The sequence below is a fragment of the Rhodococcus sp. 05-2256-B1 genome (assembly GCF_002258465.1).
Classification (GTDB): Bacteria; Actinomycetota; Actinomycetes; order Mycobacteriales; family Mycobacteriaceae; genus Rhodococcoides; species Rhodococcoides fascians.
Genome location: NZ_NOZA01000026.1, coordinates 117,307 through 141,686 on the forward strand (window position 1 = coordinate 117,307; position 24,380 = coordinate 141,686).

Annotated in this window: 25 protein-coding genes; 22 read left to right on the forward strand and 3 right to left on the reverse strand. The window is 66.4% G+C overall.

The window, feature by feature from the left end; genetic code table 11:
• Positions 1-39 precede the first annotated feature (39 nt).
• A complete protein-coding gene (locus tag CH285_RS13960) occupies positions 40-690 on the reverse strand; it encodes a B-4DMT family transporter (protein ID WP_027496976.1) in 651 nt (216 codons plus the stop codon).
• A gap of 115 nt (positions 691-805) precedes the next feature.
• Here CH285_RS13960 and CH285_RS13965 point away from each other — a divergent pair, with 115 nt between their 5' ends.
• From CH285_RS13965 to CH285_RS14040, 16 genes are all read left to right on the forward strand, one after another.
• On the forward strand, positions 806-1,897 hold the full coding sequence (locus tag CH285_RS13965; RefSeq protein WP_032388425.1) for a M24 family metallopeptidase: 1,092 nt from the start codon (positions 806-808) through the stop codon (positions 1,895-1,897).
• A 76-nt stretch (positions 1,898-1,973) separates the two neighbouring features.
• Positions 1,974-2,537 (forward strand): elongation factor P, encoded by a 564-nt coding sequence (gene efp / locus CH285_RS13970; protein WP_027496978.1) that lies wholly within the window; start codon positions 1,974-1,976, stop codon positions 2,535-2,537.
• 1 nt (position 2,538) lies between these two features.
• The gene (gene nusB, locus CH285_RS13975; protein WP_032365740.1) at positions 2,539-3,093 is read left to right on the forward strand and encodes a transcription antitermination factor NusB; all 555 of its coding nucleotides are present in this window, start codon (positions 2,539-2,541) and stop codon (positions 3,091-3,093) included.
• Between the two features lie 141 nt (positions 3,094-3,234).
• The gene (gene pyrR / locus CH285_RS13980) at positions 3,235-3,822 is read left to right on the forward strand and encodes a bifunctional pyr operon transcriptional regulator/uracil phosphoribosyltransferase PyrR (RefSeq protein WP_027496980.1); all 588 of its coding nucleotides are present in this window, start codon (positions 3,235-3,237) and stop codon (positions 3,820-3,822) included.
• On the forward strand, positions 3,819-4,787 hold the full coding sequence (locus CH285_RS13985; protein WP_094643175.1) for an aspartate carbamoyltransferase catalytic subunit: 969 nt from the start codon (positions 3,819-3,821) through the stop codon (positions 4,785-4,787). Before pyrR ends, CH285_RS13985 begins: the two co-directional genes overlap by 4 nt.
• On the forward strand, positions 4,784-6,100 hold the full coding sequence (locus CH285_RS13990) for a dihydroorotase (protein WP_094643176.1): 1,317 nt from the start codon (positions 4,784-4,786) through the stop codon (positions 6,098-6,100). Before CH285_RS13985 ends, CH285_RS13990 begins: the two co-directional genes overlap by 4 nt.
• A gap of 4 nt (positions 6,101-6,104) precedes the next feature.
• Entirely contained in the window at positions 6,105-6,611 is a 507-nt protein-coding gene (locus CH285_RS13995) for a PH-like domain-containing protein (protein WP_027496983.1), read from the forward strand.
• Positions 6,497-7,738 (forward strand): glutamine-hydrolyzing carbamoyl-phosphate synthase small subunit, encoded by a 1,242-nt coding sequence (gene carA, locus CH285_RS14000; RefSeq protein ID WP_373454737.1) that lies wholly within the window; start codon positions 6,497-6,499, stop codon positions 7,736-7,738. The genes CH285_RS13995 and carA overlap by 115 nt, the downstream gene beginning before the upstream one ends.
• On the forward strand, positions 7,738-11,079 hold the full coding sequence (gene carB, locus CH285_RS14005; RefSeq protein ID WP_032382082.1) for a carbamoyl-phosphate synthase large subunit: 3,342 nt from the start codon (positions 7,738-7,740) through the stop codon (positions 11,077-11,079). Before carA ends, carB begins: the two co-directional genes overlap by 1 nt.
• Positions 11,076-11,906 (forward strand): orotidine-5'-phosphate decarboxylase, encoded by an 831-nt coding sequence (pyrF, locus tag CH285_RS14010; RefSeq protein ID WP_094643178.1) that lies wholly within the window; start codon positions 11,076-11,078, stop codon positions 11,904-11,906. The genes carB and pyrF overlap by 4 nt, the downstream gene beginning before the upstream one ends.
• A 205-nt stretch (positions 11,907-12,111) precedes the next feature.
• The gene (gene mihF / locus CH285_RS14015) at positions 12,112-12,432 is read left to right on the forward strand and encodes an integration host factor, actinobacterial type (RefSeq protein WP_027496987.1); all 321 of its coding nucleotides are present in this window, start codon (positions 12,112-12,114) and stop codon (positions 12,430-12,432) included.
• A gap of 5 nt (positions 12,433-12,437) precedes the next feature.
• Positions 12,438-13,049: a guanylate kinase gene (gmk, locus tag CH285_RS14020; RefSeq protein ID WP_176457079.1), complete on the forward strand. Its 612-nt coding sequence runs from the start codon at positions 12,438-12,440 to the stop codon at positions 13,047-13,049.
• 72 nt (positions 13,050-13,121) lie between these two features.
• A complete protein-coding gene (rpoZ, locus tag CH285_RS14025) occupies positions 13,122-13,427 on the forward strand; it encodes a DNA-directed RNA polymerase subunit omega (protein ID WP_008716576.1) in 306 nt (101 codons plus the stop codon).
• Positions 13,428-13,450: 23 nt separating this feature from the next.
• Complete coding sequence (gene coaBC, locus CH285_RS14030) at positions 13,451-14,704, forward strand: bifunctional phosphopantothenoylcysteine decarboxylase/phosphopantothenate--cysteine ligase CoaBC (RefSeq protein WP_094643179.1); 1,254 nt, start codon at positions 13,451-13,453, stop codon at positions 14,702-14,704.
• A gap of 180 nt (positions 14,705-14,884) precedes the next feature.
• Complete coding sequence (gene metK, locus CH285_RS14035; protein WP_032365746.1) at positions 14,885-16,099, forward strand: methionine adenosyltransferase; 1,215 nt, start codon at positions 14,885-14,887, stop codon at positions 16,097-16,099.
• A gap of 156 nt (positions 16,100-16,255) precedes the next feature.
• Positions 16,256-18,223, forward strand: coding sequence for a primosomal protein N' (locus tag CH285_RS14040; RefSeq protein WP_176457092.1), 1,968 nt, complete (start codon positions 16,256-16,258; stop codon positions 18,221-18,223).
• 96 nt (positions 18,224-18,319) lie between these two features.
• Here the strand turns inward: CH285_RS14040 and CH285_RS28715 are convergent, their stop codons facing one another.
• Positions 18,320-18,745 carry a hypothetical protein gene (locus CH285_RS28715; RefSeq protein WP_373454738.1) on the reverse strand — a complete coding sequence of 142 codons (426 nt, stop codon included), beginning with the start codon at positions 18,743-18,745 and terminating at the stop codon, positions 18,320-18,322.
• On the opposite strand from CH285_RS28715, the gene CH285_RS28720 reads away from it, so the two are divergent.
• The 3 genes from CH285_RS28720 (at position 18,740) to CH285_RS14055 (ending at position 21,636) form a co-directional block, all read left to right on the forward strand.
• The gene (locus tag CH285_RS28720) at positions 18,740-19,159 is read left to right on the forward strand and encodes a PadR family transcriptional regulator (RefSeq protein WP_032365748.1); all 420 of its coding nucleotides are present in this window, start codon (positions 18,740-18,742) and stop codon (positions 19,157-19,159) included. The two genes, CH285_RS28715 and CH285_RS28720, sit on opposite strands and share 6 nt — an antisense overlap.
• An 87-nt stretch (positions 19,160-19,246) precedes the next feature.
• Positions 19,247-20,170 (forward strand): methionyl-tRNA formyltransferase, encoded by a 924-nt coding sequence (gene fmt / locus CH285_RS14050; protein ID WP_032372469.1) that lies wholly within the window; start codon positions 19,247-19,249, stop codon positions 20,168-20,170.
• Positions 20,167-21,636 carry an RsmB/NOP family class I SAM-dependent RNA methyltransferase gene (locus CH285_RS14055; RefSeq protein ID WP_032400775.1) on the forward strand — a complete coding sequence of 490 codons (1,470 nt, stop codon included), beginning with the start codon at positions 20,167-20,169 and terminating at the stop codon, positions 21,634-21,636. Before fmt ends, CH285_RS14055 begins: the two co-directional genes overlap by 4 nt.
• On the opposite strand, the gene CH285_RS14060 is transcribed toward CH285_RS14055, so the two are convergent.
• Positions 21,637-22,026, reverse strand: coding sequence for an MmcQ/YjbR family DNA-binding protein (locus CH285_RS14060; RefSeq protein WP_094643180.1), 390 nt, complete (start codon positions 22,024-22,026; stop codon positions 21,637-21,639). It abuts the gene before it with no gap.
• A gap of 36 nt (positions 22,027-22,062) precedes the next feature.
• Here CH285_RS14060 and rpe point away from each other — a divergent pair, with 36 nt between their 5' ends.
• The 3 genes from rpe to CH285_RS14075 are packed head-to-tail and all read left to right on the forward strand — an operon-like array spanning position 22,063 to position 24,380.
• Positions 22,063-22,737, forward strand: coding sequence for a ribulose-phosphate 3-epimerase (gene rpe, locus CH285_RS14065; protein ID WP_032365752.1), 675 nt, complete (start codon positions 22,063-22,065; stop codon positions 22,735-22,737).
• Between the two features lie 38 nt (positions 22,738-22,775).
• The gene (gene ribD, locus CH285_RS14070; RefSeq protein ID WP_094643252.1) at positions 22,776-23,768 is read left to right on the forward strand and encodes a bifunctional diaminohydroxyphosphoribosylaminopyrimidine deaminase/5-amino-6-(5-phosphoribosylamino)uracil reductase RibD; all 993 of its coding nucleotides are present in this window, start codon (positions 22,776-22,778) and stop codon (positions 23,766-23,768) included.
• Positions 23,769-24,380 carry a riboflavin synthase gene (locus tag CH285_RS14075; RefSeq protein WP_027496999.1) on the forward strand — a complete coding sequence of 204 codons (612 nt, stop codon included), beginning with the start codon at positions 23,769-23,771 and terminating at the stop codon, positions 24,378-24,380. It begins immediately after the preceding gene.

The following is a 24,380-nucleotide window of genomic DNA, read 5'->3' on the forward strand; positions in this document are numbered from 1 at the left end:
GTGCATCGACCACCGCCCGTTGGACGTGTGCCGCGTGGATCAGGAGCCGTCGGCGCTCCCGTGACGGTTGCCGCGCTTGTCCATCCGGGGCTTGCCGTCGGCGTCGACAGCCGAGAACACCTCGGTGTCGGCCTCGCCGTGCTCGGGTGCCCATTGCGGTTCGGCCTGCGACCGTGTGCCCGCCTGGTCCGCCCGCTCGGCCGAGCCCGCGTTCACCAGCTGGCGCTCGTGTGCTCGCTCGGCGTCGGAGGTGGCCAACTTCTTCTTCGCCTCGCGGTTGACGATCTGCCTGCCGACGAACATCGCGATGCTCGCGACGACGAACACCGTCAGGATCGTGAACGCTGCGCCCGAGGTCAGCTCGAAGATCAGTCCGTTCTGGCCCAGGCTGAAGTCGACGAAGAAATCGATGATCCAACTGATCAATCCGGCAAGCAGGCCGCCGACCACAGCAGCCTTCAGCCAGACCATCGTCAGGTCCTCGCCCTTGTCCGGGTCGGGGTTCCTGCGTCGGTCGCGGATCCCGTCGATGCCGGCCCAGACGGCGATGACGAGCACGACGAGGGCATACGCCACCCATCGCAGCGCCGAACCGCTCAGAGGCCACATCGACACCGCTGCCCCCAGCAGCAGTCGAGCGACGACGTTGATCAAAGCCATACCTATGCCACGCACTGCCCACCCAGTCATGCGGCACAGCATATCCGCACGTGGCCGATTGTGTGTCGGGGCCCACAGGTTCGCCGTGGGGGCGGCGCAGCCGAGGCTCCCGATCCGTTGACGGCCGACCAGTAATGTCGGGAACATGTCTGCTGATTTCGGCGCCCGCCGCGGTGCCTTGCGAGAGCTGTTGACCCAGGACGGCCTCGACTCGATTCTGATCACCGACCTGCTCAATGTGCGCTACCTGACCGGCTTCACCGGCTCGAATGCCGCGCTGCTCGTGTCGACCGGAGGTGACGAGCGAACAGTGATCTGCACCGACGGCCGCTACGTCACCCAGGTCGCCGAGCAGGTTCCCGATTTGCGCGCAGAGATCGACCGCGCGTCGGCGCTGCACCTGCTCGGTGCCGGTATTTCCGGTCGCGGCACCCGTGTCGGCTTCGAGAGTCATGTGGTCACGGTCGACGCCCATCGTGCGTGGGCTCAGCTCGACGGCGGCCTCGAACTGGTGCGTGCGCCGGGAGTCGTGGAATCGCTGCGCATGGTCAAGGACGAGTACGAGGTGGGTGTGCTTCGAGACGCGTGCCGCGCCGCCGACGACGCGCTCGCCGAGCTTCTGAGCGGCGGCGGGATTCGTGCGGGCCGGACCGAGCGTGAGGTGGCTCGCGAGCTCGAATCGCTGATGCTCGATCACGGTGCCGACGCCGTCTCGTTCGAGACCATCGTCGCCGCCGGGGTGAACTCCGCGGTGCCGCATCACCGGCCGACCGACGCCGTCCTGGCCGAGGGGGACTTCGTCAAGCTGGACTTCGGCGCGCTGGTGGACGGGTACCACTCGGACATGACGCGCACCTTCGTCATCGGCGAGCCGGCGCAGTGGCAGCGCGAGCTGTACGAACTGGTGCAGCGGTCGCAGGCCGCAGGCCGCGAGGCGCTGGCACCCGGTATCGAGACCGCTTCGGTCGACGCCGCATCGCGGTCGGTCATCGAGGAGGCAGGGTACGGCGAGTACTTCCTGCACGGGCTCGGTCACGGAGTCGGCCTCGAAATTCACGAAGCGCCGGGAATCGCGAAGTCGAGCACCGGTACACTGCTGAGCGGTGCAGCGGTCACGGTCGAACCGGGTGTCTACTTCTCCGGCCGCGGCGGCGTTCGGATCGAGGACACACTCGTCGTTCGCGACGAGGGTCCGGAACTGCTCACCCTGACAAGCAAGGAACTCACGTCCGTCTAGCGCGCGGGCGGGAGCGAATCCCGCACGTGACCGACGGCGCGTCACGCGCACAAACGATTGAGGAGACGCGAAGCAAGTGGCTTCCACCAGCGATTTCAAGAACGGACTGGTTCTCAACCTGGAGAACCAGCTGTGGTCGATCATCGAATTTCAGCACGTCAAGCCCGGTAAGGGGCCTGCGTTCGTGCGAACCAAGCTCAAGAACGTGCTGTCGGGCAAGGTCGTCGACAAGACGTTCAACGCCGGTGTGAAGGTCGAGACCGCAACGGTCGACCGACGCGACATGACGTACCTCTACCACGACGGTAGCGACTACGTGTTCATGGATGCCGACACCTACGACCAGCTCTCCATCGGTGAGGCGACCGTCGGCGACGGCGCGCGATTCCTGCTCGAGAACCTCCGCGTCCAGGTCGCGATGCACGAGGGCGTCCCGCTGTACGTCGAGCTTCCCGTCACCGTCGAGCTCGAGGTCAAGCACACCGACCCCGGCCTGCAGGGAGACCGCTCGACCGGTGGCACCAAGCCGGCCACGCTCGAGACCGGAGCTGAGATCTCGGTGCCGTTGTTCATCAACACCGGCGACAAGCTCAAGGTCGATTCCCGTGACGGCAACTACCTCGGGCGTGTGAACTCCTAACGTGTCATCGAAGAAGTCGACATCCTCCGGTTCGCAGAACGGCGTCCCCGGCGCGAAGAAGCTGGGTGCGCGCCACAAGGCCCGCAAGCGTGCCGTGGATTTCCTGTTCGAGGCAGAAGCGCGCAACGTCGACCCGGTGAATCTGACCAGCGAACGGATCGAACTCGCGCGCGGCGACGACACGATCGCACCGGTCAGTGAGTACACCTCCACGCTGGTCGAGGGGGTGGCAGAGAACCTGGACCGACTGGACGGCGTGATCGCCGATCATCTCAAGGATTGGACGATCGGTCGCCTGCCCGCAGTCGATCGGGCGATCTTGCGGGTCGCGGTGTGGGAGCTCTTCCACGCCACCGACGTCCCACCGGTCGTTGCTGTCGACGAGGCCGTCGAGCTGGCCAAGCAGCTGTCCACCGACGATTCGCCGGGCTTCGTCAACGGTGTACTCGGCCAGATCGTGCTCGTGGCACCGCAGGTTCGCGCCGCTGCGGCTGCTGTGTCGTCGCGTCCCCAGGCCGCAGGCCCGGACGATGCGACGGTCGACTCCGATCTGTGACACACCCGTCCACGGCAGTGTGACCGAACGCTCTGCGAGCCTGGTGGGTTCGGTTCGCAGAGCGTTGCTAGGCTTTACGCAGTTCTAGTGCCAGACATCCTTTAACGATCCGTCCAGAGAGGCGGAGAAGGAGGTCGTAGTTTGCCTGCGCCCGAAAGTTCATCCGCCGATTCTGCCGTCCGTGAGCTGCTGTCCGCAGCCGATGTAGGTCGGACCATCTCTCGCATGGCTCACCAGATCATCGAGAAGACCGCGCTCGACGCTCCCGACTCGCCGCGTGTCGTGCTACTGGGCATTCCCACTCGCGGTACCACCCTGGCCGAGCGTCTCGCCGAACGTATCGAGGCGTTCTCCGGCGTGCGGCCCCCGCTCGGCTCGCTCGACATCACCCTGTACCGCGACGATCTGCGCAACAAACCGCACCGTCCACTCGAACGCACCTCGGTGCCGACCGGCGGAGTCGACGATGCTTTGGTCGTTCTGGTCGACGACGTGCTGTTCTCCGGCCGTACCGTCCGCTCGGCGCTCGACGCGCTGCGCGATCTCGGACGCCCTCGCGCCGTCCAACTCGCGGTCCTGATCGATCGCGGCCACCGCGAACTTCCCCTCCGGGCGGATTACGTGGGCAAGAACGTGCCCACGGCCCGCTCCGAGGACGTCTCGGTACTGCTCTCCGAGCACGACGGGCGGGATGGCGTCAGCTTGTCCGAGGGAGGATCGACGCGATGAAACACCTGCTGTCGGTCGCCGACCTCACTGCGGAATCCGCCACCGAACTGCTCGACGAGGCCGAGCGTTTCGAGCAGGCACTGCTCGGTCGCGAGGTCAAGAAGCTGCCGACGTTGCGCGGCCGGACGATCATGACCGTCTTCTTCGAGAACTCCACCCGAACTCGGGTGTCGTTCGAGGTCGCGGGCAAATGGATGAGCGCCGATGTGATCAACGTCAGTGCCAGCAGTTCGTCGGTATCCAAGGGGGAGTCCCTCCGCGACACTGCGATGACCCTGCGCGCGGCCGGTGCCGACGCACTCATCGTCCGCCACCCTGCGTCGGGTGCCGCGCACCAAATCGCCCGGTGGACCGCCGACCAAGGCGCTGGTCTCGATAGCCGTTCCGCTGGTGCCGGTCCTGCGGTCATCAATGCGGGCGACGGTACCCACGAACACCCCACTCAGGCGCTACTCGATGCCCTGACGGTTCGGCAACGCCTGGGCGATATCGCCGGTCGCCGCATCGCGATCGTCGGCGATGTTCTGCACAGCCGGGTAGCGCGATCGAATGCGATTCTCCTGTCCACCCTCGGAGCCGACGTCGTGCTGGTAGCGCCGCCGACTCTGCTGCCGGTCGGTGTCGAGGGCTGGCCGGTTCGGGTCTCGCACGACATCGATGCCGAGCTACCCGGGTTGGACGCGGTGTTGATGCTTCGGGTGCAGGCCGAGCGGATGAACGGCGGGTTCTTTCCGTCGGCGCGGGAGTACTCGATCACGTACGGGCTCTCGCAGCGCCGACTCGACTTGCTGCCCGAGCACGCCGTGGTGCTGCATCCGGGGCCGATGCTGCGCGGTATGGAGATCGCGTCCTCGGTGGCCGACTCGCCCAAAACTGCAGTCTTGCAACAGGTTACGAATGGAGTTCACGTGCGGATGGCAGTCCTGTTCCGATTGCTGGTCGGTTCGGACGGGGGAGCATCATGACCGCTCCGGCACCGTCGGTACTGCTGCGTGGAGTCCTGCTGTACGGCGAGGGCCCCGAAACGAACGTCCTGATCACTGGCGAGGAGATCGTCGAGATCGGGCCTGACGTCGACGCCGACGGTGCCGACGTGGTCGAGGCGCGCGGCCAGGTTCTGCTGCCCGGCTTCGTCGACATGCACACCCATCTGCGGGAGCCCGGTCGGGAAGACACCGAGACCATCGAATCCGGCTCCGCCGCAGCCGCTCTGGGTGGGTACACCGCCGTGTTCGCCATGGCCAACACCTCGCCGGTCGCGGATTCGGTCGTCGTGACCGACCATGTGTGGCGCCGCGGACAGGAAGTCGGGCTCGTCGACGTGCACCCCGTCGGGGCCGTCACCGTGGGGCTCGAAGGCAAGCAGTTGGCCGAGATGGCCACGATGGCTACCGGGGTCGGTCGGGTCAAGATGTTCTCCGACGACGGCCACTGCGTCGACGACCCACTGATCATGCGTCGCGCACTGGAGTATTCGAGTTCGCTCGGAGTGTTGATCGCCCAGCATGCGGAAGAGCCGCGATTGACCGTCGGTTCGGTCGCTCACGAGGGTCCCAACGCCGCCCGGCTCGGTCTCACCGGTTGGCCGCGTGCCGCCGAGGAATCGATCGTCGCGCGCGATGCCCTCCTCGCTCGGGACGCGAATGCGCGGGTGCACATCTGCCATGCCTCCACTGCCGGCACCGTCGAGTTGCTGAAATGGGCTCGGGGGCAGGGAATTTCGATCACCGCCGAGGTAACGCCCCATCACCTGCTCCTCGACGACTCGCGTCTGGAGACGTACGACGCCGTCAACAAGGTGAACCCGCCGTTGCGCGAGAAGTCCGACGTGGACGCGTTGCGCAAGGGTCTTGCCGACGGCGTGATCGATTGCGTGGCAACCGATCACGCACCGCATGCCGAGCAGGACAAATGCTGTGAGTTCTCCATCGCGCGGCCCGGGATGCTCGGACTGGAGACCGCGCTGTCAATCGTCGTCGACACGATGGTGAACCCGGGTCTGCTGGACTGGCGCGGTGTGGCGAGGGTCATGAGCGAACGCCCGGCCGAGATCGTCGGCCTGGCCGATCAGGGCCGTCCGATCGAGGTGGGCGAAATCGCCAACCTGACGCTGGTCGATCCGCAGGCCGACTGGACGGTGTCGGGCAAGAAGCTCGCCAGCGTCGCACACAACACACCGTTCGAGGACATGAGCTTCTCGTCCAAGGTGACCACGACCGTCTTCCGTGGACGTATCACCGTCCGCGACGGAGTCGTGGCGAACAGGGCAGGGGAGTAGAGCCGTGGACAGAGTTCTCATCGTCATCGGCTTCATCCTGTTCTGGGCGCTGATGATCGCGCTGATCTTCTGGGGTTGGCGCGGGCGTCAGAAGCGTCAGGAAGGACGCATCGGCGAGTTCCCGGCCGTGCCGGACGATCTGGGTGCCAACCGAATCCAGCCGGCCACCGGGCTCTACGTCGGCAGCACCATTGCGCCGAGTTGGCAGGACCGGATCGCCGTGGGCGACATCGGCCACCGCGCCACCGGCGAGCTGTCACGACACGAGAAGGGAATCCTCCTCGATCGGGACGGCGAGTCACCCATCTGGATTCCGAACGAATCGATCCGGGCGATCCGTACCGAGCGCGGACTCGCAGGCAAGGTCATGACCAAGGACGGTCTCCTGGTCATCCGATGGGAATTGCCGACGGGGACCGAAATAGACACCGGCTTCAGGGCCGACGACAAGCAGATCTACCCGGTGTGGACAGAGGGTTTCACCGGAGAAACCAAGGAGGAAACCGCGTGAGCAGCGCAGTTCTTGTTCTGGAGGACGGCCGGACGTTCCGCGGCACCGCGTTCGGGGCCCAGGGGCGCACGCTCGGCGAAGCCGTCTTCTGCACCGGTATGACCGGATACCAGGAGACGCTGACCGATCCGAGCTACCACCGCCAGATCGTGGTGGCCACGGCTCCGCAGATCGGCAACACCGGCTGGAATCAGGAGGACGGCGAGGCGGCCAGTGCCCAGGATCCCAACAAGATCTGGGTCGCCGGTTACGTCGTCCGAGATCCAGCGCGCCGCACCTCGAGTTGGCGTTCGACCGGAACTCTGCAGGATCAGCTCGAGGCGCAGAACGTCGTCGGCATCGCCGGAATCGACACGCGCGCCCTCGTCCGCCACCTGCGCACCCGCGGTTCGATGCGAGCGGGAGTGTTCTCGGGCGACGCCCTCGGCACCTCGGACGAGATGCTCGAGCAGGTGGTCGGTCAGCAGTCCATGCTCGGTGCCGATCTCGCCGGTGAGGTGACCACCGGTGCCGGGTACACCATCGAACCGACCGGCGATGCTCGATTCACCGTCGTGGCAGTCGATCTCGGTATCAAGACCAATACTCCACGGATGTTCGCCGAGCGCGGTATCCGCGTGCACGTGGTGCCGTCGAACACCAGCATCGAGCAGGTTCTCGAACTGAACCCGGACGGTGTGTTCCTGTCCAACGGCCCGGGAGACCCGGCCACGGCAGACACGAGTGTCGCGCTGACCAGGCAGGTACTCGAACGAGAGCTGCCGCTGTTCGGCATCTGCTTCGGCAACCAGATCTTAGGGCGGGCACTGGGTCGCGGCACGTACAAGATGAAGTTCGGCCACCGCGGCATGAACATCCCGGTGATCGAGCACACCACCGGTCGCATCGCGATCACCGCACAGAATCACGGATTCGCACTCGAAGGCGAAGCAGGCGAGGAGTTCGACACCGACTTCGGCCGGGCGCGCATCAGCCACACCTGCGCCAACGACGGCACCGTCGAGGGCGTCGAGCTGATCGGCGGCAGCGCCTTCTCGGTGCAGTACCACCCCGAGGCCGCGGCCGGCCCACACGACGCCGCCTACCTCTTCGACCGTTTCACCAGCGTCCTTCAGGAGAAGAAGTAATGCCACGCCGCACAGACCTGAACCACGTCCTGGTCATCGGATCGGGCCCGATCGTCATCGGCCAGGCCTGCGAGTTCGACTACTCCGGCACTCAGGCCTGCCGAGTGCTTCGTGAGGAAGGACTGCGGGTCAGCCTCGTCAACTCGAACCCGGCCACGATCATGACCGACCCGGAGTTCGCCGACGCGACGTACGTCGAGCCGATCACCGCGGAGTTCATCGAGAAGATCTTCGCTCGCGAGGCCGAGCAGGGCCACCCCATCCAGGCCGTGCTCGCGACCCTGGGCGGACAGACGGCTCTCAATGCTGCTGTCGCTCTGCACGATCAGGGCATTCTCACCAAGTACGGCGTCGAACTGATCGGGGCCGACTTCGACGCGATCCAGCGCGGCGAGGATCGACAGAAGTTCAAGGACATCGTCGCCAAGGTCGGTGGAGAATCCGCCAAGTCGGCCGTCTGCTACACGATGGACGAGGTGCGCGAGACCGTCGCCGAGCTCGGTTTCCCGGTCGTCGTCCGGCCGTCGTTCACGATGGGTGGGCTCGGTTCGGGATTGGCCTACAACGACGAGGATCTGACCCGGATCGCGGGAGGCGGCCTGGCGGCCTCCCCGACGGCCAACGTGCTGATCGAGGAGTCCATCCTCGGCTGGAAGGAATACGAGCTCGAGCTCATGCGTGACGGCCGCGACAACGTGGTCATCGTCTGTTCCATCGAGAACGTGGACCCGGTCGGCGTGCACACCGGTGACTCGGTCACCGTTGCGCCCGCGATGACGCTGACCGACCGCGAGTACCAGAAGATGCGCGACCTCTCCATCGACATCCTGCGCGAGGTGGGCGTCGACACCGGTGGCTGCAACATCCAGTTCGCGATGGATCCGGCCGACGGCCGACTGGTCGTCATCGAGATGAACCCGAGAGTGTCACGCTCGTCGGCTCTGGCGTCCAAGGCCACGGGCTACCCGATCGCCAAGATGGCCGCCAAGCTGGCCATCGGGTACACCCTCGACGAGATCGTCAACGACATCACCAAGGAGACGCCGGCCTGCTTCGAGCCGACGCTGGACTACGTGGTGGTCAAGGCACCACGATTCGCGTTCGAGAAGTTCCCCGGTGCCGACGGCACGCTGACCACGACGATGAAGTCCGTCGGCGAGGCGATGTCCATCGGCCGCAACTTCACCGAGGCCTTCGGCAAGGTGATGCGCTCGCTCGAAACCAAGCGCGCGGGCTACTGGACCGGCCCCGAGGTCGAGGCAGAAAGTCTGGAAGCGTTGCTGAAGGACCTGTCCGTACCGCAGGACGGTCGGATGTACGGGATCGAGAAGGCATTCGCTCTCGGTGCCACCCTCGAGCAGCTGTTCGAGGCGACCAAGATCGACCCGTGGTTCCTCGACCAGTTCCAGCAGATCCACGAACTCGGCGTCCAGGTTCGCGAGGCGGCCGAATTCGACGAGGCGCTGCTGCGTCAGGCCAAGTACCACGGTCTGTCCGATCGTCAGATCGCCGCTCTGCGCCCCGAACTCGACGGTGAGGACGGAGTGCGGGCGCTGCGCGACGAGCTCGGTGTGCACCCGGTCTACAAGACCGTCGACACCTGTGCGGCGGAGTTCGAGGCCAAGACCCCGTACCACTACGGCACCTACGAGCTCGACCCCGAAGCCGAGACCGAGGTTGCCCCGCAGCCGGACCGGCCCAAGGTACTGATCCTCGGATCCGGTCCCAACCGTATCGGTCAGGGCATCGAATTCGACTACAGCTGTGTGCATGCGGCGCTGACGCTGTCCGAGGCCGGCTACGAGACGGTCATGGTCAACTGCAACCCAGAGACCGTCTCCACCGACTACGACACCGCCGACCGCCTGTACTTCGAGCCGCTGACGTTCGAGGACGTGCTCGAGGTCTACCGAGCAGAGGCGGCGTCGGGCACGGTTCGTGGAGTCATCGTGCAGCTGGGCGGACAGACCCCGCTCGGTCTGGCGAAGCGACTGAAAGCCGCAGGCGTACCCATCGTCGGAACCTCTCCCGAGGCCATCGACCTCGCCGAGGACCGCGGAGAGTTCGGCAAGGTACTGGACGCGGCAGGACTGCCGGCAGCCAAGTACGGCACCGCGACGACGTTCGACGGGGCGCGTGAGATCGCCGCAGGAATCGGTTACCCGGTGTTGGTGCGCCCGTCGTACGTGCTGGGCGGACGCGGTATGGAGATCGTCTACGACGAGGCATCCCTGGCGACCTACATCTCCAATGCGACGGAGATCTCGGACGACCGACCGGTGCTGGTCGACCGGTTCCTGGAAGATGCCGTGGAGATCGACGTCGACGCGCTCTGCGACGGCACCGAGGTGTACATCGGCGGCATCATGGAGCACATCGAGGAGGCCGGCATCCACTCCGGCGACTCCGCATGTGCGCTGCCGCCGATCACGCTCGGCAAGACCGACCTGGAGAACGTGCGTCGATCGACCGAAGCCCTCGCGAAGGGAATCGGTGTCCAGGGCCTGCTGAACGTGCAGTACGCCCTCAAGGACGACATCCTGTACGTCCTCGAGGCCAACCCTCGGGCCAGCCGGACGGTGCCGTTCGTGTCCAAGGCGACGGCCGTGCAGCTGGCAAAGGCCTGCGCCCGAGTGATGTTGGGGGAGAGCATCGCCGAACTTCGGACTGCGGGAATCCTGCCCGAGACCGGAGACGGTGGCACCGTCCCGGCGGGTGCGCCCATCGCCGTCAAGGAAGCGGTGTTGCCGTTCAACAGGTTCCGCCGCGCGGACGGAACCGGCGTCGACACACTGCTCAGCCCGGAGATGAAGTCCACCGGCGAGGTCATGGGAATCGACTTCGATTTCGGTACCGCCTTCGCCAAGAGTCAGACCGCCGCGTACGGTTCGCTGCCCGCCGGCGGTGCAGTATTCGTGTCGGTGGCGAACAAGGACAAGCGGTCGTTGATCTTCCCGGTGAAACGACTCGCCGATCTCGGGTTCGACATCCTGGCCACCGAAGGAACCGCAGATGTGTTGCGGCGCAACGGAATCAAGTGCGAGCAGGTGTACAAGCAGTCGGGCGAGGATGTCCCGGAGGGTGAGCAGACGATCGTCGACCGAATTCTGGCCGGCGACATCGCGATGGTCATCAATACCCCGTACGGCAACTCCGGTCCCCGCGTCGACGGATACGAGATTCGTAGTGCCGCTGTGGCGCAGAACATTCCGTGCATCACCACGGTGCAGGGTGCGTCGGCCGCAGTGCAGGGCATCGAGGCAGCCATCGCCGGTGGAATCGGTGTTCGTTCCCTGCAGGATCTGCATGCGGGTCTGAAGGAAGGCCTGGTTCTGCCGTGAGTCATCACCACAGTTGGTCGGACCGGCTCCGGGCAGCGGTCGCCGCGCGCGGTCGGCTGTGCGTCGGCATCGATCCGCATCCGGCTCTGCTCGAGGCGTGGGACCTGCCGCGCTCGGCGGACGGTCTCGAGGTCTTCGCCGAGCTGTGTGTGGAGGCGTTCGTCGGTGAGGTGGCTGTCGTCAAGCCTCAGGTGGCGTTCTTCGAGTCGTACGGTTCGGCCGGCTATGCGGTTCTCGAGCGCACTGTCGGGGTGTTGCGGGAGGCAGGCACGTTGGTGATCGCCGATGCCAAGCGCGGCGATATCGGAACGACGATGGATGCGTACGCGCAGGCGTGGCTGGAGCCGGGTTCTCCGTTGTCGTCCGATGCCGTCACGGTGTCGCCGTACCTGGGGTTCGACTCGTTGGGTGCGGCGATCGACCGAGCTGTCGCAAACGACCGCGGTGTGTTCGTCCTTGCCCGGACGTCGAATCCGGAAGGTTCCGCGCTGCAGCACGCGTCGATGTCGACGGGTGGGTCCGTTGCGCAGTCGATCGTCGACGCGGCGGCTGCGCGCAACCGCGTCGATGCAGACACGGTGGGCCTGGTGGTCGGCGCCACCCGCGATCACGGCCTCGATCTGTCGGGCTACCGCGGGCCGGTGCTCGCGCCCGGCTTGGGTGCCCAAGGTGCCACGGTGAACGATCTGGCAGAGATCTTCCGTGATTGCCGAGAGCTGCTGTTGCCGAACTCCTCTCGGAGTGTGCTGGCGGCGGGTCCGTCGGTGACGGCGTTGCGTGCGGCGGCGACGCAGTTGCGTGACGAGATCGAAGCGGGTCTCGCATAGTCCATGGTCGCGTCGGCGAGCGTGTGGGGGTGGGTTAGCGGTGAGCGCCCGTCGTCGGTACGGTCGCTAACGCTGCCGACGACAATGCGAATCGACCGGGAATCCCTGCACGGATGGTCCTCGGCAGGCACCTACCGATGAGCGGCGAACCGATCCTGATCGGACCGGTCGCTCGCCCCGAAACGAGAAGACGGAGGAACCGACAGTGGCCCTTCCCCAGTTGACCCCCGAGCAGCGCGCTGCTGCCCTCGAAAAGGCAGCTATCGCCCGCAAGGCTCGCGCCGAGCTCAAGGAGCGCCTCAAGCGCGGCGGCACCGACCTCAAGCAGGTTCTCAAGGACGCCGAGACGGACGAGATTCTCGGCAAGATGAAGGTATCCGCATTGCTCGAGGCGTTGCCGAAGGTGGGCAAGGTCAAGGCCGCGGAGCTGATGACGGAGTTGGAGATCGCGCCCACTCGTCGACTGCGCGGACTCGGGGATCGGCAGCGCAAAGCGCTGTTGACGAAGTTCGATTTCGAGGCCTGACGACGGTGAGTGACACTGCGGCGACGTCCGTGCCGGAGCAGAAGCGGGGCCGGTTGGTGGTGCTGTCCGGCCCTTCCGGCGTCGGCAAGTCCAGTGTCGTTCGGCTCGTGCGCGCGGCGCTACCGGAGCTGGTCTTCAGTGTGTCGGTCACGACGCGATCGCCGCGCCCTGGCGAGGTGGACGGTCAGGACTACCACTTCGTGTCGTCCGAGGAGTTCGACCGGATGATCGCCGACGGTGAGCTGTTGGAGTGGGCGAGTATCCACGGCGGCCTGCAGCGGTCGGGAACTCCTGCGGCCGCAGTGGACGCTGCACTGGAGGCCGGCAGTCCGGTACTGCTCGAGCTCGATCTGGCCGGTGCGCGTGCCGTTCGGGTGTCCAAGCCGGAAGCTCTGTTGGTGTTCATGGCACCGCCGACGTGGGAAGACCTGGTCTCTCGTCTGGTCGGTCGAGCGACGGAGGAGAGCGCCGCAACCGAGCGGCGGCTGGAAACGGCGAGGGTGGAATTGGCGGCACAGGACGAGTTCGACACGGTCGTTGTCAATACCGATGTCGACCATTCGTGCGAACAGTTGGTATCCTTGTTGGTCGGTAGGTCGTCGGTCGGTAACAGCTGACCATTTTCACGGCGCACGAGGCCCCGACCAGCTAGTTCGTAGCACCAACGATGCAATTTCAGGAGATCATCAGTGAGCAGCACTTCAGCGGCCGTTTCCGACTTCGACGGACGCAGCGCTCTGCCGGCCTACGACACGCCGCTCGGCATCACCAATCCACCCATCGACGAATTGCTCGCGCGCACCTCGTCGAAGTACGCCCTCGTCATCTACGCGGCCAAGCGTGCACGCCAGATCAACGACTACTACAACCAGCTCGGTGACGGCATCCTCGAATACGTAGGACCGCTGGTTGAGCCCGGTCTGCAGGAAAAGCCGCTGTCCATCGCGCTTCGCGAGATCCACGCAGACCTCCTCGAGCACACCGAAGGCGAATAAGAACCCGACAGGGGACACCTGACGTGCATGTGGTCGTCGGAGTAGGCGGCGGTATCGCCGCCTACAAGAGTTGTGCGCTCATTCGAAAATTCACCGAGAACGGCCATCAGGTTCGAGTGATTCCGACTGCGTCGGCGCTCGAATTCGTGGGCCGCGCAACATTCGAGGCATTGTCCGGCCAGCCGGTGCACACCGGCGTGTTCGCCGATGTGCCCGAAGTGCCGCACGTCCGGCTGGGGCAGGAAGCGGATCTCGTCGTCGTCGCGCCGGCCACCGCGGACCTGATGGCTCGAATCGCGGGCGGGCGGGCGGACGATCTGCTCACCGCGACGTTGCTGACCGCTCGGTGCCCCGTCGTGTTGGCCCCGGCCATGCACACGGAGATGTGGGAACACCCGGCCACCGTCGCGAACGTCACCACGCTCCGATCGCGCGGTACCCAGGTGATCGAGCCTGCGTCCGGCCGGTTGACCGGACGCGACACCGGTTCGGGCCGACTGCCCGAGCCCGAGGAGATCTTCGCTCTCGCCATGCTGCTGACCGAACGTGCGCACGCGATGCCGCGCGATCTCGAGGGACGGCGAATTCTGATCTCGGCCGGTGGTACGCGGGAACCCCTCGATCCCGTTCGTTTTCTGGGGAATCGGAGTTCCGGCAAGCAGGGGTACGCATTGGCTCGCGTCGCAGCCCAGCGCGGTGCCCACGTGACCTTGATCGCCGGGTACACCAGCGACCTCGAGGCGCCCGCGGCGGTCGATGTGGTCCACGTGAAGACCGCGTCCGATATGCAGGACGCGGTGCGCTCGCATGCGACCGACGTCGACGCAGTGGTGATGGCGGCTGCGGTCGCCGACTTCAGACCCGAGTCCATCGCGAGCAGCAAGATCAAGAAGGGCTCGAACGAACCGTCGTCGATCCCTCTGGTCCGCAACGACGACATCCTCGCCGGTCTCGTGTCGGCTCGGCACAGCGGAGACGTCCGATCGTCGACGGTGATCGTCGGATTCGCCGCCGAGACGGGCGACGCCGACGGTGACGTGCTCACCTACGCGCGAGCCAAGCTCGAACGCAAAGGCTGCGATCTGCTCGTCGTCAATGCGGTGGGTGACGGCAAGGCCTTCGAGGTCGACCACAACGACGGCTGGTTGTTGGGGTCCGACGGCTCCGAGGCCGCGCTGGGGGAGGGCTCGAAAGCTCTGCTCGCCAGCAGGGTGTTGGATTCGGTCGCCCAGATGCTTCGCTCCCGCGATACGCGGCCCACTTCGGACACCCGCTGATGTCGAGGGTGCACGATCGATGTCGTAGCAGCTAGCGTTCTGGGTACCAGGGCGACAGCGCCGTAAAGGTTTGCGTGGCTCCCACAGGGGCGATAACACCGAGGGAACATCAATTTTCGTGGAGTGCTCGGCCGGCATCAGCCGTCGGGTCGGGCAAGAACATGCGTCGAGAGGAAGTCCGTGAGCAAGTCCGGTAGTCGGCTTTTCACCAGCGAGTCCGTTACAGAAGGTCATCCAGACAAGATCTGTGACGCCATCAGCGATTCCATCCTCGACGCTCTTCTCACCGAGGATCCGCGAGCCCGAGTGGCGGTGGAGACGCTCGTCACCACGGGCCAGGTCCACGTCGCAGGTGAGGTGAACACCACCGCCTACGCGGACATCCCGAAGATCGTGCGCGAGAAGGTGCTCGAAATCGGGTACGACTCGTCCGCCAAGGGATTCGACGGAAACTCCTGTGGTGTGAACGTCGCCATCGGCGCGCAGTCACCCGAGATCGCGCAGGGCGTCGACCATTCGCACGAGGCCCGCGTCGAGGGATTGTCCGACGACGAGATCGACCGTCAGGGTGCCGGCGACCAAGGATTGATGTTCGGCTACGCCAACACCGATACACCCGAGTTCATGCCGCTGCCGATTGCGTTGGCACACAGGCTGTCTCGGAGGCTGACCGAGGTTCGCAAGAGCGGTGTGCTGCCGTATCTGCGTCCGGACGGCAAGACTCAGGTCACCATCGAGTACGACGGGGACGACGCCGTTCGTCTCGATACCGTCGTGATCTCGACCCAGCATGCAGCAGACATCGACCTCGACAACCTGCTCACTCCCGACATCCGCGAGAAGGTCCTGGGCTCGGTACTCGCAGAGCTGGACGTACCGACTCTCGACACTTCGAACGTCCGGTTGCTGGTCAATCCCACCGGAAAGTTCGTGCTCGGTGGTCCGATGGGAGACGCCGGTCTGACCGGCCGAAAGATCATCGTCGACACGTACGGCGGCATGGCTCGGCACGGCGGCGGAGCATTCTCGGGCAAGGACCCGTCGAAGGTCGACCGCAGCGCCGCATACGCGATGAGGTGGGTCGCCAAGAATGCGGTCGCAGCCGGTCTGGCCGACCGCATCGAGGTGCAGGTGGCCTATGCGATCGGCAAGGCAGCACCGGTCGGTCTGTTCGTCGAGACGTTCGGCACCGAGAAGACCGATCCCGCGCGTATTCAGGCGGCGATCAGCGAGGTCTTCGACCTCCGTCCCGGTGCCATCATCCGCGACCTCGACCTGCTGCGCCCGATCTACGCGCAGACGGCCGCGTACGGTCACTTCGGACGTACCGACATCGATCTTCCGTGGGAATCCACCGATCGCGCCGACAAGCTCCGGGATGCGGCAGGCCTGTAGGTCCCTCCACTCCGGCAGCGATGCTGCCGCACGTACCCTGTTCGCACCGGCTCGGTGCTCCCACGACGAGTGTGGGGTGACGATCGAGAAGGAGGTGCGGTGGCTGGTGTGACGCCGGTAGCGGCAACCGATCTGCCGATCGCGCGCATTCTTCCGATGCTTCCGCTGCCGCACCTCGACCGCGAGTTCGATTACCTCGTTCCCGAGGACGCCAGCGACGATGCCCAGCCCGGTGTGCGGGTACGCGTCCGTTTTGCCGGCCGGCTCGTCGACGGGTTCGTACTCGCCAGGCTGGCCGAGACCGATCATCCCGGTCGTCTCGGCTGGCTCGACCGGGTCGTGTCCGCCGAGCGCGTACTGACTCCCGAGATCGCCGAGTTGGTGTCGGCGGTGGCCGATCGCTACGCAGGAACGCGAGCGGATGTGCTGCGTCTGGCGGTTCCGGCTCGCCACGCACGGGTCGAGGCAGAGCCCCCTCCGGTCGTCGACGAGGCAGCAGAGCCGGTCGTCGATCGCACGGGCTGGGCGGCGTATACCCATGGCTCCAATTTCCTCGATGCCCTCGGCGAGCACCGTGTTCCGCGTGCGGTGTGGCAGGCCCTACCCGGCGAGGTGTGGCCCGCTCGATTGGCCGAATTGGCTGCCGTCACCGTGGGGAGCGGACGGTCCGCAGTGGTCGTGGTGCCCGACCAACGGGATCTCGATCGTCTGGAGGGTGCATGCGCCGCGGCAGTCGGGGCCGACCGTGTGGTGGCGCTGTCGGCCGGTTTGGGACCGGCCAAGCGGTACCGGCAGTGGTTGCGCTGTCTGAGGTCGGGCCCCGTTGTCGTGGTGGGCACCCGCAGTGCGGTGTTCGCGCCCGTGTCGAACCTCGGCCTGATCGCGATCTGGGACGACGGCGACGACAGTTTCGCCGAACCACGCTCACCGTATCCGCATGCACGTGAGGTGGCGTTGCTCCGCGCGCACGTGTCGGGAGCCGCGGTCGTCGTCGGCGGACATTCTCGGACGGCCGAGGCCGAGGCTCTCGTCGATTCCGGCTGGGCCCACGACCTGGTCGCCCCACGTGAGCTGGTGCGTGAACGGCAACCTCACGTGGTCGCGCTGGCCGACTCGGACCACGCGCTCGCTCGGGATCCGGCAGCCCGGGTCGCGCGGCTACCGGCGATCGCTTTCGAGGCCGCACGTGCGGCGCTGAAAGCGGATACCCCTGTGCTGGTTCAGGTTCCACGCGCCGGTTATGTTCCGTCGCTGGCGTGTGCGAAGTGCCGCCATCCGGCTCGGTGTCGACGCTGCAACGGTCCGCTCGCCCTGCCCTCGGCTCCGGGCAGCGACGGCGCGGGCAGCCCGACGTGTTCCTGGTGCGGAATCGCCGATGCCGCACACCGCTGCACGGTCTGCGGGTCTCGCAACCTGCGCGCGGTGGTGATCGGAGCGGGACGCACGGCCGAGGAGCTCGGCCGCGCCTTTCCTGGCGTGCCGATACACAACTCCGGTGGGGCGACCGTCCTCGATACCGTGCGCCCCGGTGGTTCGCTCGTGGTGTCGACCGTCGGTGCCGAGCCGACCGTGGACGGCGGATACGGCGCCGCGCTGCTGCTCGACGGTTGGGCGTTGCTGGGCCGGGCGGATCTGCGTGCGGCAGAGGAGACACTGCGCCGCTGGATGACGGCTGCGTCGATGGTTCGGCCCGGGGCGGCTGGGGGACGTGTGGTCGTGGTGGCCGAGTCCGAGATCCCCACCGTCCAGGCCCTGGTGCGCTGGGATCCGCTGTGGCACGCGCGCAGTCAGCTGGACGAACGAGTCGAGGTTCGGTTTCCACCGGCCGTTCACGTGGCGGCGATCGACGGGACCACTGACGCGATAACAGCGTTGGTCGACAGTGCAGATCTACCCGAGACGGTCGAGGTACTGGGTCCCGTCGATCTCCCGGACGGTCAACGCGCACCTGCGGGTAGCGGCGAGGACGGGTTGTCCGGAGACGTGCAGCGGCTCCTGATCCGGGTTCCGCGAAGCACCGGAGCAGCGCTGGCGCGAGCGCTGTCGACTGCGCAGGCGTCCCGAAGCGCCAAGAAGCTCGGCGCGGGCGTACGGATTCAGATCGATCCCATTCGGATCGGGTGATGGGCTTTCTCTGTCCTGTTGCGTTCCCGTCGTCCAGATAGAGAGGCAACCTCAGGGCCTTGTCAAAGTTCTATTGCCGATATATCGTCGACTTGTTCAATCGATACGAAGGAGAACGAGATGAATTACGCATTCGAAGGCTTTGCACACGAATTCGGACGCCGCGGAGGTCCCCGAATGGGGTCTTTCGCAGGCAATCGGCACGGAGACCCGCGCCGACGCGGCGCGCCGTTCCAGATGTGGGTTGCGCGGGACGACGAGCACGGCCCGGCAGAAGACGGAGAACCAGACGGCGGAGAACGACACGAGAGAGGTCGGGGAAGGAGAGGTCACGGAGAACACGGCAGACGTCGGGGAGGTCCTGTCGGGCGGGGGCGTGACGGTATGTGGCCCGGTGGTGTCGGGGCCGGCGGTTTCGGGCCGAATGCCGACTTCGGTCGTGGTCGGGGCCGAGGCGGTCGGGGCCGACGTGGCGATGTCCGCGCTGCGATCCTCCTGCTGCTCGAGGACCGGCCGATGCACGGTTACGAACTCATCCAGCAGATCGCCGAGAAGAGCAACGGAACCTGGAAGCCGAGCCCGGGATCGATCTACCCGGCCTTGTCGCAGCTCGAAGACGAGGGCTTGGTGCTGATCGACAAGGTGGCCGGCCGGAAGACGGCAGCACTGACGGCCGAGGGCAGGCGTCATGTCGACGACCATCGAGCAGATCTCGGCAGTCCTTGGGACGACGTAGCCGATTCCGTCGGCATCGATGCGCGTGATCTTCGGGCACTGATCGGACAATTGATGGGAGCGGCCGGTCAGGTGGCCGGAGTCGGAACCGTGCGTCAGGTCGACCAGGCAGCCGAGGTGCTCATCGAGGCACGCCGATCGCTTTATCGCATCCTCGCGGAGGACGCTTCCGACAGTTCCGACAGCACCGACGCGACGTGATCGTCGGTGCGGAATCGTCGCACGCTGCCGTGACTCCCTAGGATGGACAACCGACATCGTTTCGTCCATCCCAGGGAGTTGCCTTCAGTGCGCGTCGTCTTCGCCGGAACACCGGAACCCGCGGTCCCGTCACTCGCGCGACTGGTGGAGTCCGAACGGCACGAGGTGATCGCCGTGGTCACCCGGCCCGACGCCGCAGCCGGCCGTGGACGCAAGACCGTGCGCTCGCCCGTAGGAGTGTTGGCGGACGAGCACGGCATCCCGGTACTCACTCCCGCGAGGCCGTCGGACCCGGAGTTCGTGGCGGCGCTGACCGACCTCGCCCCCGACGTGTGCCCGGTCGTTGCGTACGGCGCGTTGTTGCCGCAACAGGTACTCGACATACCTCGGTACGGCTGGATCAATCTGCACTTCTCACTGTTGCCCGCGTGGCGTGGCGCGGCACCGGTACAGGCCGCGATCGCCGCGGGCGACGACGTCACAGGAGCATCGACGTTCCTTCTCGACGTCGGGATGGACACCGGTCCGGTACTCGGTGTCACCACCGAACGGATTCGGGATTCCGACACCACGGGTGATCTGCTCGGGCGTCTGGCGTCGAGCGGAGCCCACTTGCTCGCCGCGACGTTGGACGCGATCGAGGACGGAACGGCGGCAGCGCTACCGCAATCCGAGGACGGTGTGTCCTACGCGAGCAAAGTGACAGTCGATGCCGCGCGCATCGACTGGACGAGATCCGCGGCATTCGTCGACCGACACATCAGATCCGTCACACCGGCCCCGGGCGCGTGGACGACCATCGGGGATCTCCGCGTCAAGATCGCTCCTGTTCAGCTGTCGCCGGACACGTTGGAGCCGGGAACGATCGACGTACGCAAGACCGGTGTACACATCGGAACCGGAACCGGCGCAGTCGTTCTCGGTGATATTCAACCTCAGGGCAAGAAGGTCATGAGGGCACTCGACTGGGCGCGCGGCGCTCGGCTGGACGATACGGCGGTGGCACGATGACAGAGCCCGACAGGCCTCGTAAGCGCGAGTCGAGCCAGCCCCGCAAGTACGTCAAGAAGTCACCGGGGGCACGTGGGCCCAAAGGGAACCGGCCGCCGCAGGGCACCGGACCCCGTGCGGTCGACGCGATCGATCCGGCACGGCGTGCGGCCAGAGACGTGCTCAAAGCGGTGCGGGAGCGCGATGCTTACGCGAACCTGGTGCTGCCCGGTTTGCTCCGCGAGCGCAAGTTGGACTCTCGCGATGCCGCGCTGGCCACCGAACTCGCCTACGGCGCATCTCGCGCGCGTGGTGTGCTCGACGCCGTGATCGCGCACGCGGCCGGGCGGCCTGCCGCAGAGATCGACGGACCACTGCTCGACATCCTTCGGCTCGGGGCCTATCAGTTGCTGCGCACCCGGGTTGCCCCGCATGCAGCCGTCGCCACGTCGGTGGACCTCGCCCGCTCCGAATTCGGTTCCGGCAAGGCAGGTTTCGTCAATGCTGTGCTGCGACGAGTGTCCGAGCGAACCGCAACGCAGTGGGTCGACGAGCTGGCACCGGCGACGACGGCGGATCCGGTCGGTCACCTGGCATTCGAATACGCCCATCCCAAATGGATTGCGCAGGCCTTCGCCGATGCGCTCGGAGCCGATGCCGGCGAACTCGCCGCGGTCCTCGAGGCGGACGACGCGCGTCCCTCGGTCCACCTCGTCGCGCGACCGGGAGAGATTTCCGCCGAAGAATTGGCGCTGATCACCGGGGGAGAGGAAGGTCCCTATTCGCCGTACGCGGTGCACCTCGACGGCGGCGACCCCGGCAAGCTCGATGCTGTCCGCGACGGTCTGGCCGGAGTCCAGGACGAGGGCAGTCAGCTCGTCGGCCGCGCGCTGACGTTGGCACCGTTGCTCGGCGACGACAGTGGCAGATGGTTGGACCTGTGCGCCGGTCCGGGCGGCAAGGCCGCCCTGCTCGGCGCCCTGGCGGAGATCGACGGTGCACGGGTCGACGCCGTCGAACCGACCCCGCACCGCGCCGACCTCGTGTCCAAGACCACCAAGGACCTACCGGTGACGGTGCACATCGTCGACGGCCGCGAGTCCGGACTCGACGCGGGTTACGACCGCGTGCTCGTCGACGCGCCGTGCACCGGTCTCGGAGCGCTGCGTCGTCGCCCCGAAGCGCGGTGGCGTCGCCAACCGTCCGACGTGGCGGCATTGGTCACCCTGCAGAAGGAATTGCTGGCGGCAGCGATCGATCTGGTCCGGCCCGGCGGGGTGGTGCTGTACTCGACGTGCTCGCCGCATCTGTCCGAAACAGCGGCCGTCGTTGCAGACGCCGTACGCCGGTACGGCGTCGAACAGCTCGACACCCGCGCGCTCGTGCCGGGAGTACCGCAACTGGGTGACGGCCCGTCGGTGCAACTGTGGCCGCATCGGCACGGTACCGACGCGATGTTCATGGCGGCGCTGCGCAAGCCGGTCTGATCACCCTCCGGCCAGGAACGCCTCGGCCACGTCTGCGGGTGCATACACCAGCCACCCGTCGACGAGGAGTTCGCGCAGTTCGTCGTCCTCGGCGTTGTCGACGTCGATCAGAACGGCAGAGAACCCGTCGAAGTGCGGGATCGTGAAGCACGAGCGCGGATGTGCGGCGAGGATGGCTTCCTTCTCGTGCAGGTCGGCAGTCCTGACGGCCAGGATCGGTCCGGCGGGCGGGGTCTCGTCGCCGAATCGTTTCAGGTCGGCCTTGCTGAACGGTCGTACCCACGCGAACACGTGCTTGCCGATGCCCCAGGCGGGATTCCCGTACCGAACGCTTTCGGTGACTTCGGGCAATTCGGCAAGGACGGCGCCCGCGGAGTCCATGGTGGCCATGTCGGCACGATACCGGCTCGACTAGGCTCACCAGTCGTGGTTTCCCCGATGATCGCTCCCTCGATTCTGTCCGCCGATTTCGCGCGCCTCGCCGCCGAAGCCGATGCCGTCGCGGGGGCCGATTGGCTCCACGTCGACGTCATGGACGCACACTTCGTCCCCAACCTCACCCTCGGGCTACCGGTGGTCGAGAGTCTGCTCAAAGCAACGAGCATTCCCCTCGATTGCCACTTGATGATCGAGGATCCGGCGCGCTGGGCCCCGCCGTATGCCGAGGCCGGGGCATACAACGTCACGTTCCACGCCGAAGCAACGGATGACCCCAGCGCCGTGGCGCGCGACATCAGGGCCGCCGGTGCGAAAGCCGGCCTGTCGGTGAAGCCGGGTACCCCGATCGAGCCCTACCTCGAGATTCTGCGCGACTTCGACACTCTTCTGGTGATGAGTGTGGAGCCCGGTTTCGGCGGGCAGTCGTTCATGCCCGAAGTACTGTCCAAAGCCAAAGCTGTTCGGGCACTTGTCGATTCCGGAGATCTACGCTTGGTGGTCGAGATCGACGGCGGCATCAACTCCGACACCATCGAGCAGGCCGCCGAGGCCGGCATCGATTGCTTCGTGGCCGGTTCGGCCGTGTACAACACCGCCGATCCCGCCGCCGCAGTGCGTGATCTCCGCGGCCGGGCCGCCCGCGCATCGCACCACCTGTCGTGACCGACGCCCCGGGCTCGGCCGTGTCGGTCGTCGAGGCCATGGCTCTGGCCGTCGACGCGTCCGAGGCCGCTCGGGGCATCAGCAGCCCCAACCCCGCGGTCGGTGCCGTGATCCTCGACGCCCGCGGCCTCGTCGTGGGCACCGGCTCCACCCGTCCACCCGGCGGCCCGCACGCCGAGATCGTCGCACTCACCGAGGCCGGCGACCGTGCGCGCGGCGGCACCGCGGTGGTGACACTCGAGCCGTGCAACCACACGGGCCGCACCGGACCGTGCTCGCAGGCCCTCGTCGCAGCCGGGGTCGCGTCGGTCGTCTTCGCGGTGGCGGATCCGAACCCGCTCGCGTCCGGCGGGGCAGACGCACTGCGGAACGCCGGGCTTCGCGTCGAACAGGGCGTGGGGACGCGCGAGGTACAGCAGGGGCCACTGCGGGCCTGGCTGCACAAACAACGCACCGGACGGCCGCACGTCACCTGGAAATACGCCGCGACGCTCGACGGACGCAGCGCGGCTGCCGACGGAACGAGTCAATGGATCACCGGACCCGAGGCGCGGGCGCACGTGCACGCCGAACGGGCCAAGCTCGACGCCATCGTCGTCGGAACCGGAACCGTACTGGCCGACGATCCACGGTTGACCGCCCGTCGCGCCGACGGCACCCTGGCACCGCATCAGCCGGTCCGAGTCGTCGTCGGATCGAGGCCGATACCGGCCACCGCCGCGATCCGCGGTCCGGAGGCCACGACGGTGTTTCTCGACACACACGACCCGGCTGCGGTGATCGAGGCACTCGGCGACCACACCGACATCCAGATAGAAGGTGGCCCGACTCTGGCCGGCGCGTTCCTCGCCGCCGGTCTCGTGGACCGCGTCGTCGCCTACCTCGCACCTGCGGTGTTGGGCACCGGCCCCGCCGCGGTGGAGAATGCGGGAATCGGAACAATTGCCGACGCAATTCGGTTCCGCACGGAGACAGTCACCATGATCGGCAACGACGTTCTTCTGAGTGTCGTGCCCGAAGGAGCGAAGTAGATGTTCACCGGAATCGTCGAAGAGCTGGGCGAGATCGTGGCCAAGGACGAACTGCCCGACGCCGCTCGCTTCACCGTCCGGGGCCCGGTGGTGACCTCCGATGCCGGCCACGGGGATTCCATCGCGGTGAACGGAGTGTGTCTGACCGTCGTCGAAGTACTTCCCGACGGCGGATTCACCGCCGACGTCATGCAGGAGACGTTGAACCGATCGAGCCTCGGCGCTCTGGATGTCGGCAGTCGCGTCAACCTCGAACGCGCAGCGGCACTCGGTAGCAGGCTCGGCGGGCACCTCGTCCAAGGACACGTCGACGGAACCGGCACGGTAGCCGGACGCAGCCCGTCCGAGAACTGGACCGTCGTGCGCATCACGATGCCCACGTCGGTAGCGCGCTACGTCGTCGAGAAAGGATCCATCACGGTCGACGGTGTTTCGCTCACCGTGTCCGGGCTCGGAGTCGACGACGGCGGGCACTGGTTCGAGATCTCGCTGATCCCCACCACCCTCGACCTGACCACACTCGGCACGGCCGAGGTGGGTTCACCGGTCAACCTCGAAGTCGACGTCATCGCCAAGTACGTGGAGCGGCTGCAGGCGATCGACGCACAGTAA

Coding starts and splice junctions, on each gene's coding strand:
- CH285_RS13990 (WP_094643176.1), top strand. CDS start 4,784: ATGACCGCTCCGGCACCGTCGGTACTGCTGCGTGGAGTCCTGCTGTAC.
- CH285_RS28720 (WP_032365748.1), top strand. CDS start 18,740: ATGCACGGTTACGAACTCATCCAGCAGATCGCCGAGAAGAGCAACGGA.
- ribD (WP_094643252.1), top strand. CDS start 22,776: ATGGCTCTGGCCGTCGACGCGTCCGAGGCCGCTCGGGGCATCAGCAGC.
- CH285_RS14075 (WP_027496999.1), top strand. CDS start 23,769: ATGTTCACCGGAATCGTCGAAGAGCTGGGCGAGATCGTGGCCAAGGAC.
- CH285_RS13985 (WP_094643175.1), top strand. CDS start 3,819: ATGAAACACCTGCTGTCGGTCGCCGACCTCACTGCGGAATCCGCCACC.
- CH285_RS14055 (WP_032400775.1), top strand. CDS start 20,167: ATGACAGAGCCCGACAGGCCTCGTAAGCGCGAGTCGAGCCAGCCCCGC.
- CH285_RS14060 (WP_094643180.1), bottom strand. CDS start 22,026: ATGGCCACCATGGACTCCGCGGGCGCCGTCCTTGCCGAATTGCCCGAA.
- carB (WP_032382082.1), top strand. CDS start 7,738: ATGCCACGCCGCACAGACCTGAACCACGTCCTGGTCATCGGATCGGGC.
- carA (WP_373454737.1), top strand. CDS start 6,497: ATGGGAATTGCCGACGGGGACCGAAATAGACACCGGCTTCAGGGCCGA.
- CH285_RS13960 (WP_027496976.1), bottom strand. CDS start 690: ATGACTGGGTGGGCAGTGCGTGGCATAGGTATGGCTTTGATCAACGTC.
- CH285_RS14040 (WP_176457092.1), top strand. CDS start 16,256: ATGCTTCCGCTGCCGCACCTCGACCGCGAGTTCGATTACCTCGTTCCC.
- CH285_RS13965 (WP_032388425.1), top strand. CDS start 806: ATGTCTGCTGATTTCGGCGCCCGCCGCGGTGCCTTGCGAGAGCTGTTG.